Consider the following 5,069-nt stretch of genomic DNA (forward strand, 5'->3'; position numbering starts at 1 on the left):
GTCGGTGCTGTCGGTGCGGCCGCCACCCGGGGAGCGTGCGCGGACGGCCGTCCCGATGGCCGGGCCGTGGCGGCGGGACGGCTGCCGGAGCCGGTGGCGAACGGCCGTACGGGCGGCGCGTGGCCGTCACCCGGCACGGGTTCCTCGGCGGCTGTCTCCCGGGCGGCCGGGGCGGATGCCTCGGTACTGTCCGTCGTCGGTGTGGCCCGACCGGCAGGGGTGCCGGAGTGGTGGATGGCTCTCGGCCGGCCGTCGCCGGCGCGGGTGCCGGCTGCTCCGGCGCCGGGTGCACCGGTCGGCTCCGCAGCGGCGGGGACTGCCGGCGGGTGGCCGCCCGCGGCCTCCTCCACGCCGTCCGGCCGCCCCGCCTCGCTCCGCCGCTCGCCAGCCCCGGTCGTCCCGGCTCCGGCTCCGGCGCTCGCGGCGTCGCCCGTGGCCGCCACGGGTTCCCCCGCCGGCCGGGACGAGGGGGCCTCAGCGGGATCGTCGGCTCCGGGCGCCGCGGACGACGGGTCGACGGTGTCGGGGGCCTTCGGGACGTCGGTGGTGACCGGAGCCGTGACGGCGGGACCGGCAGCCGCGGGGCTGGTGGCCGCGGGGGCGGCAGCCGCGGGGGCGGTCGGCCCTGCGGAGCCGCCGCGGGCGGCCGCCCCCGGCGTGGTGGAGCCTGCGGCGTCCTGGAGCAGGAACGCTTCGGCCTGGCGCGGGTCGTCCGCGTCGGCGGGGGCGTGCTCGCCCGAGGCGTCGCGCGACCGGCGGCGCAGGCGCCTGGTGATCCGTCCGGTCCGGGTGTCCGGACCCGGCTCGGCAGCAGAAGAAGATCTTGATGGTGGCGGGCTGCCGCTGGTCGCGACGCCGGCGGCGGGTACGTCACGGGTCGTCGAATCCGGTCGTGGGCCCGCCGCGGGCAGGCGTGTACCGATCAGCGAGACGGGACGCGCGTCACCGTCATCGCCGTAGGGCTCTCGCGACACATCGGTCACGCGCTGTCGACCTCCGTGGTATTCTCCGGCTGGTTAGTGCCTGTTACTGCTGCTTGCGGTTGCTTGGCTTGAACTTCGGACGGATCGATGTAACACGAGCTGTTCAAGTATGACAAGGCTCCTTTGGGGGTCGTCAGGGTGGCTTGGGTGGGTGTAACTTCCTGCGCCGGCGGTAGGTGCTCGGAGAGGGAGGCCGTCGCGTGGCACAGGAGGGCGTCTCGGTGGCGGCGTTCGCGGCGGGCAGGGATCCCGCGGACGATGACGTGCTGACGGTCGACGAGCTGGTCGCGTGGCTGCGGCTGTCGGAGAGCACGGTGCTCAGGCTGCTGTCCGAACGGGAGATCCCGGCTCGCAAGGTCGGCCATCAGTGGCGGATCCGCCGCGGCCGGGTCAGGGACTGGCTGGACGGCAGGGAGTGATCTTTTCCGGCAGGCTGCCCGGGCGGACGCCTCCACGGATGCCCGCACGGGCCGCGTCCAGGCTGTGCGTGCTGGTGGCGGCGGCGCCGGTGCTGCTGTGCGGTGTGCCGGCCTGTTCGGCCGTGCGTGACGTCGTGGCCCGGGCGAGCGCCACCCCGGCCGCGACCGGGCCGCCGCCGGCCGCGAGCCAGCCTCCTGGCCCGCCACTTGCCACCGCATCACCACTGGCCTCCGTCCCGCTCGACCCTCATGATCCCGGAAGCGTCGCGGTGGACTGCTTCACCCGCTGGCAGTCCTATGACACCCGGGCCGACAGCGGGCCGGACGCCGGTCTGCTGCGTGCCCGCGCCTGCATGACCCCGGACTTCTTCGCCCAGCTCGGCGGGGAGCGCGGCGCCACCGCCACCGAGGAGCCGGCGCGGGCCTGGCTGGAGCTGCGGGAGCTGGGCAGCCGGTCCACCGTCGAGGTGCTCGCGGCCTCGCCGCTCGGCGGTGTTGACAGCACCGCCAGCGGCCGGGTCGTGCTGCTGCTCAACGTCCGGCGCACGACCGTGAGCGACCGGGCCGGCGACCGCACCGAGACGGTGTCGAACCCGACGCTCACCCTGCTCCGCCAGACCGACGGCAGCTGGCTGGTGGCCGGCGCGGATCTGGCGAACTCCTACGGCGACGCCCCGGGCCGCTGACGCTGTGGCAGGGGGGAGCTACCGCGCCCGTCGGCGCCGGCAACGGTGGATGCTCTGGGGCGGGCTGGGGCTGGTCGGTGGCATCGCCGCGTTCGTCTTCGGTGTCACGGCCATCGTGGTGATCATTGCCGGTCCCTTCATCGGGAACGACGGCTCCGACGTGCGCCGGACGATCAGGAACGCCGCCGGCATCCCGTCGGAGTACCTGCCACTGATCATCGAGGCTGCGAACAACGCCGGCTGCGCCGAGGTGTCACCAGCGGTGCTGGCCGCCCAGCTGCACCAGGAGTCCGGTTTCAGCCCGAACGCCCGTTCCGCCGTCGGCGCGATGGGTATCGCCCAGTTCATGCCCGGGACCTGGGCCATCCACGGCCAGGGTGACGTGTGGAACCCGGCGGACGCCATCCCCGCCGCGGCCCGTTACGACTGTGCCGTGGCCGCGGCGACGGCGTCCGTCTCGGCGGATCCGCGGGAGAAGATGCTCGCGGCCTACAACGCCGGGCCGGGGGCGGTGCTCGCCTACGCCGGTGTCCCGCCGTACCCGGAGACCCGTGACTACGTCCGGACCATCCTCGCCCAGGCGCAGGTCTACGGCGACGTCATCGACGCCATGGTCGCGGGCACGGTGTCGGCGGCCGCGGTGGCCCCGGTGCTGGCGTTCATGGAGAGCCAGATCGGCAGGCCCTACGTGTGGGGCGCGACCGGGCCGGACGCCTGGGACTGCTCCTCGCTGGTGCAGGCGGCCTACCAGCGGATCGGGGTGTCGTTGCCGCGGGTCACCGTGGACCAGATGCGGGCGGGCCCGCTGGTGTCCGCGGTGGATCCGCAGCCGGGTGACCTGCTGTTCATCCCCGGAGCCGACGGCACCGCCGCGGCGCCGGGGCACGTCGGCATGTACGTGGGGAACGGTCGGGTGATCGCCGCGAAGGGCGCCCGCTGGGGTGTGGTCGAGTCCGCCCTGTCGGACTGGACATCGATCGTGGCGGTCACCCGCCCGCTGGCCGCCGCCTGACCGGCCGCCCCTGACCGGCCGCCCCTGACCGGCCGTCATCCGGCCGGCCATCCCGCGTAACCGCGGCCGCCTCTCCGGGCAGGGTTGGAGGAGCCCGCCGGCTCCGTGGCGGGAACAGCGGATAGTGGTCATCGTGTCACGGTTCATCCGTGCTCCCGCCCGGTTCCGTTCGACGTCTCATGTGACGCCTCATGCGGCCTCTCACGCGACCTCGGTGACGAAATGGGACAGGCCTTCCGCGGCGTCCCCGAGCACGATGACCGCCGAGCGGACCACGTAAGCGGCGTCGCTTGGCGTGTTCGCCAGATAAAAGATCAGCAATGCGAGCAGGGACAGATGCGTCAGCTTTTTCACGGTCATGCCGGACCTCGCGGGAGACGGGGTGGACAGGCGCCGTCCACGCTCACCGGAGCCTCCCGCCATCCACGCTCGATGACATGTCGACCGCTCGTTTGTGTAATCGAATGGAAACTCTGGGTGCCCTCTGTCCGGGAAGCGGGGCAGGTGGCTCCGTTGACGACCGCGGTGCCGAACGTCCCGTCATCGCTCGACGTCCCTAAGGGGAACACTCTCCGTGAACAGTCCGGTGCGCCCGGACGGTGCGGGAGAGCGGGCAATGACGGGGAACGCGGGCAACGGTGTGAGACGGCCAGGACTGTGTGCGATGGCCAGGACCGGACGAGACGCCAGCCGCGGTGCGGCCGGCGCGGCATGCGCCCAGGGGTGCCCAGGGGTGCAGGGGCCCAGGGGGCCCGGCGGCGTCAGGAGGGCTTGAGGACGGTGGATATGAGGCCGTCCGGCCCGACCCGGCGGACGATCCCGCCGTACTGGGCGATGTAGACCGCGCCGGTGCCGTCGACGGCGATCCCGGTCGGCGCGTAGACCCGGGCCTCCCGCGCGTCGCCGCCGTCCCCGGGCTCGGTGGCGGCGCGGGACCCGGCGAAGGTGCTGATCACGCCGGTGGCCGCGTCCACCAGCCGGATCACGTTGTTCGCGTAGTCGGCGATGTAGAGATCACCGTTCGGCGCGAGCGCGATCCCGCTGGGATCCCCGAGCGTCACCGCGGTTGCCGGGGAGCCGTCCCCGGCGCTGCCGACCGGCGGCGGTGAGGCGGTCGGCGTGGGCGACGCCGTGCCCGTCGCTGACGGTGCCGCGCCGGCGAAACGGGAGATGACGCCCTTCGGGCTGATCTTCCGGACTGTTTCCGTCCCTCTGTCGAGGATGTAGACGCTGCCGTCCCTGGCGATGACGACACTCGCCGGATTGTTCAACAGGGCGTCGGCGGCCGGGCCGTTGTCACCCGACGTCCCGCTGGTCGACGAGCCCGCGACCGCGGCGATGCGGCCGGTGGCGACCGTGACCTTCCGTACCCGGCTGCCTTCGGAAAAGAGGACGTCGCCGTTGTCGTCGACCGCGATCCCGCGTGGGCCCGACAGTTCCGCGGCGGCTGCGGCCCCGTTGTTTCCCGTGAATCCGTCCAGCTCGGAACCGCTGCCGGCGACCACGGAGATGCCGCCGTCCCTGGTGATCATGAAAACCTGGCCGTCGGAGGTGCTGGTGGCGACGTAGATCGCGCCGGCGGTGTCGACCGCCACACTGCCCGGTGAGGCCAGGACCTTCCGGCGGGCGTCGGTGTCGGCCGTGGGCTGTGCGCTCGCCCCGGCCGTCGGCCTCGGTGACGGCGGGCGGGAACCAGCCAGCCACTCGACGGTCCCGGCCGGGCTGAGCGTCAGGACGCGGCCGGCGCTGCTGTCCGACACGACGATGGTGCCGTCCGGGCCGATGGCGATGCCGTTCACCGAGGAGAGCGCGCCCGTGATGGTGGGGCCGCTGTACGCGGCCCGGCCCGGCCGTGGGCCGGAGCCACCGCGTGAGAGCGCGACCAGGATGACGGCGACCAGGACGAGTACCAGGACACCGGCGCCGATCCGGTTGCGCCGCGGCCCGAACAGGGCCGCCACACGCCGTG

General features: G+C 73.6%; 5 protein-coding genes and 1 pseudogene. 3 read left to right on the forward strand and 3 right to left on the reverse strand.

Features of this window, described 5'->3' with window-relative positions:
- Positions 1 to 983 (reverse strand): annotated as a pseudogene (locus AC5LUJ_RS08900) (hypothetical protein); the annotation flags it as partial.
- A 200-nt stretch (positions 984 to 1,183) separates the two neighbouring features.
- On the opposite strand from AC5LUJ_RS08900, the gene AC5LUJ_RS08905 reads away from it, so the two are divergent.
- The 3 genes from AC5LUJ_RS08905 to AC5LUJ_RS08915 are packed head-to-tail and all read left to right on the forward strand — an operon-like array spanning position 1,184 to position 3,100.
- Positions 1,184 to 1,402 carry a helix-turn-helix domain-containing protein gene (locus AC5LUJ_RS08905; RefSeq protein WP_013875580.1) on the forward strand — a complete coding sequence of 73 codons (219 nt, stop codon included), beginning with the start codon at positions 1,184 to 1,186 and terminating at the stop codon, positions 1,400 to 1,402.
- 38 nt (positions 1,403 to 1,440) lie between these two features.
- Positions 1,441 to 2,088 carry a hypothetical protein gene (locus AC5LUJ_RS08910; RefSeq protein WP_250286516.1) on the forward strand — a complete coding sequence of 216 codons (648 nt, stop codon included), beginning with the start codon at positions 1,441 to 1,443 and terminating at the stop codon, positions 2,086 to 2,088.
- A gap of 49 nt (positions 2,089 to 2,137) precedes the next feature.
- A complete protein-coding gene (locus AC5LUJ_RS08915) occupies positions 2,138 to 3,100 on the forward strand; it encodes an NlpC/P60 family protein (protein ID WP_250293037.1) in 963 nt (320 codons plus the stop codon).
- Between the two features lie 201 nt (positions 3,101 to 3,301).
- On the opposite strand, the gene AC5LUJ_RS08920 is transcribed toward AC5LUJ_RS08915, so the two are convergent.
- Positions 3,302 to 3,460, reverse strand: a complete 159-nt coding sequence (locus AC5LUJ_RS08920; protein ID WP_175648265.1) for a hypothetical protein — start codon at positions 3,458 to 3,460, stop codon at positions 3,302 to 3,304.
- A gap of 401 nt (positions 3,461 to 3,861) precedes the next feature.
- Positions 3,862 to 5,069, reverse strand: a 1,208-nt coding sequence (locus AC5LUJ_RS08925) for an NHL domain-containing protein (RefSeq protein ID WP_493464760.1), incomplete at its 5' end; no start/stop codon positions are given.

This window comes from Protofrankia sp. CiP1_Cm_nod3, from assembly GCF_982290655.1.

What these genes read in the sequence shown, in the direction of transcription:
- AC5LUJ_RS08910 (WP_250286516.1), top strand. Translation starts at nt 1,441, where the DNA reads ATGCCCGCACGGGCCGCGTCCAGGCTGTGCGTGCTGGTGGCGGCGGCG.
- AC5LUJ_RS08915 (WP_250293037.1), top strand. Translation starts at nt 2,138, where the DNA reads ATGCTCTGGGGCGGGCTGGGGCTGGTCGGTGGCATCGCCGCGTTCGTC.
- AC5LUJ_RS08920 (WP_175648265.1), bottom strand. Translation starts at nt 3,460, where the DNA reads ATGACCGTGAAAAAGCTGACGCATCTGTCCCTGCTCGCATTGCTGATC.